This is a genomic window from Streptomyces sp. NPDC000880, from assembly GCF_053599675.1.
Genome location: NZ_JBSFMS010000237.1, coordinates 1 through 2437, shown reverse-complemented (window position 1 = coordinate 2437; position 2437 = coordinate 1). Strand labels below are relative to the sequence as shown.

The 2437-nt window shown below is 66.3% G+C and carries 3 protein-coding genes and 1 pseudogene; 3 read left to right on the top strand and 1 reads right to left on the bottom strand.

The features are described 5' to 3' along the window. Positions 1 to 81 precede the first annotated feature (81 nt). Complete coding sequence (locus ACWDO5_RS35590; RefSeq protein ID WP_450534664.1) at positions 82 to 210, top strand: hypothetical protein; 129 nt, start codon at positions 82 to 84, stop codon at positions 208 to 210. Between the two features lie 32 nt (positions 211 to 242). Further along, on the top strand, positions 243 to 902 hold the full coding sequence (locus ACWDO5_RS35585; RefSeq protein ID WP_450534663.1) for a DUF1963 domain-containing protein: 660 nt from the start codon (positions 243 to 245) through the stop codon (positions 900 to 902). 169 nt (positions 903 to 1071) lie between these two features. Here ACWDO5_RS35585 and ACWDO5_RS35580 read toward each other — a convergent pair whose 3' ends face one another. Next, the gene (locus ACWDO5_RS35580) at positions 1072 to 1356 is read right to left on the bottom strand and encodes a hypothetical protein (RefSeq protein ID WP_450534662.1); all 285 of its coding nucleotides are present in this window, start codon (positions 1354 to 1356) and stop codon (positions 1072 to 1074) included. A gap of 450 nt (positions 1357 to 1806) precedes the next feature. On the opposite strand from ACWDO5_RS35580, the pseudogene ACWDO5_RS35575 reads away from it, so the two are divergent. After that, positions 1807 to 2437: pseudogene (locus ACWDO5_RS35575) on the top strand (hypothetical protein); the annotation flags it as partial.

The following is a 2437-nucleotide window of genomic DNA, read 5'->3' as shown; positions in this document are numbered from 1 at the left end:
ACACACCGTCAGCGGCCTCGATCAGGTGATCCGTTGTCGTACTCATCAGGTGACTCCTACGGGGAGGTACACACCTAATTCATGACACTCCCCTCCGGACCTGTCGAGGGCCGCGTCAACCACATCAAGATGATCAAGCGCCAGATGTTCGGCCGTGCCAAACTCCCGCTGCTACGCAAGCGCGTCCTACTCACCGCCCTTGCCCCATGAGGTGTCGGTGGGCTGTCGTAGGGTCCGGTTCCATGACGACGACGCTGATGACTTACGCAGGACCAGGCGAGCCTGATGCACTGGTCACGCGCACGGGAGGAATGCCGCTGGCCCCTGCGGGGGCGGCATGGCCCCGCTGCGCGACCTGCGGCGGGCCAATGCAGTTCCTGGCCCAGATCATCCTGGATGGCCTGGGCCGCCCGATCGGCCAAGGCCACACACACGCCAGCCATGTCATGGCGATTTTCATGTGCCAGAACGATCCCGGCATGTGCGACGAGTGGAGCCCCACGGTCGGCGGTAACCGCGCCCTGCTGTTCCCCTCTGACACGCTGAAGCCGATGCCCGCACCCGAACCGGACGAGGACGAGGAAGTTCTCCGCCTCGGGGTCGTCAACGCCGTGACCCTGGTGTCCTCGCCTTCCGCCGACTACTTCAGTGCACGCGAAGAATGGGGCAACCGCAGCGGAAACAGCCTGGGGAATGTCCTGGGACAGCTCGGCGGACAGCCCGACTGGCTTCAGAGCGATGAGACACCCACATGCCCCACCTGCACCCAGCCCATGAACCTGGTCGCACAGTTCGAGGAGGGACCGGATCACGCTACGGCCATGAACTTCGGCGGCTGCGGCACGGCGTTCGCCTTCGCCTGCGCGCCCTGCACCCAGGCCGCCTTCCTGTGGCAATGCTGATCGACGAAGAAAGAGCCGCATCCGACCAACCCGGCCGAACTCCAGCCAAAGCCCCTCGTGTGTGCCAGATCCCACAACTGCTCGATAAAGCCAGCCGTACGACCTGACGACGTAGTACAGCTTCTTGTCGCCGAGGACCTCATGTATGAGGCCCATGCCACGCCCCCAGTCAAACCCCGGGTCGTCCATCCAAGGCGACGAGGAACGTCCAGTCCATGCGGGCCCGCACCTGGTCAGCAGCCTGCCGATCAGTGAGCCCCTCGGCGTACTGCAGGACCGAGACCCAGCGCCAGCGCCCCCGGCGACACGGCCGGACACATCCCCGCGTTGCGAATACCTCGGCAAAGGACTCGTCCGCAAACAGTGAACCGAGCGCCTCACGCACCCGCACCCGCACCGCGATCGTGCCCTTGGGCAACGACGCCCGCACCACCCGAGCGGTCAGCTCCGGCACCCCACGATCGCCCCGCGACTCCAACAACACCCAGCCCCACCCGTCGATCCGACGCACACAACGGTCATGCCGACCTCAACAAGTCAACGAAGCCGGTTTACGGATTTCCCAACGCAGTCCCAGGGGCGGGGTGGGCAGGAGATACGGCCCGGTGTGCGGGCCCGGGGACAGCGGCCGGGGCACGCGGACGTCAGCACCCACACGCCAGCGTTTTTTACGGGCAATTACCCGATGCATTCGGCTGCGTCAAGCCACGACTTGTCGGAACGTGACCATGCTGCGCTGCTCGGGCCTACTGGAAGTGCGGGCCCACCGGAAAGGAAAAACGAGCGCACATCCGTGCTACCTACCGGATTCCCGGCCACACATCATGAATCCACCCAAAGAGACCGAGTTTTTTACTCATTCTCACAATTGGTGAGAGCGCGCGAAAAGAGGACATAGATATTTATGAATGACACCATCTGGACGCGTCGTCTGGCCGTCGTCGCCACCTCCGCCCTCCTGGCCGTCGGCGCCACCTCCGTCCTCCTGGGAGCCGGCGATGTCCTGATACCGGATTCCGCAGCGTTTGCGCCGACAGCGCGGAACGTGGCGGAATCGGCAATCACCACAGACCGCAAGGACCATGACGGTCGCAAGGACCACAAAGACCACGGCGGTTACGACGGCCACACGGACCACGAAGGTCATGGCGATCACAAGGACCACAAAGACCACGGCGGTTACGACGATCCCTGCCGTCCCGGTGATGGCGGCAACGGTGGCAACGGCGGCAACGGCACCGGTACCGACGGCACTGTCTGCACGGCGCCGGGCGCCGCCGGCACGGGCGGCGCCGGCGGCCGCGGCGGCAACGGCCGCTGCGGCGGCCACAGCGGCAAGGACGGGCGTGGTGGCTCCGGCAGCGGCGGCAAGGGCGGCCCCCCGTGTCCCGACACACCGGCCCCGCCCGAGCCCCACGACGACACCGGCAGCACCTCAGCTCCCGACACACCGGCCCCGCCCGAGCCCCACGACGACACCGGCAGCACCTCAGCTCCCGACACACCGGCCCCGCCCGAGCCCCACGACGACACCG

What these genes read in the sequence shown, in the direction of transcription:
- ACWDO5_RS35590 (WP_450534664.1), top strand. Translation starts at nt 82, where the DNA reads ATGACACTCCCCTCCGGACCTGTCGAGGGCCGCGTCAACCACATCAAG.
- ACWDO5_RS35585 (WP_450534663.1), top strand. Translation starts at nt 243, where the DNA reads ATGACGACGACGCTGATGACTTACGCAGGACCAGGCGAGCCTGATGCA.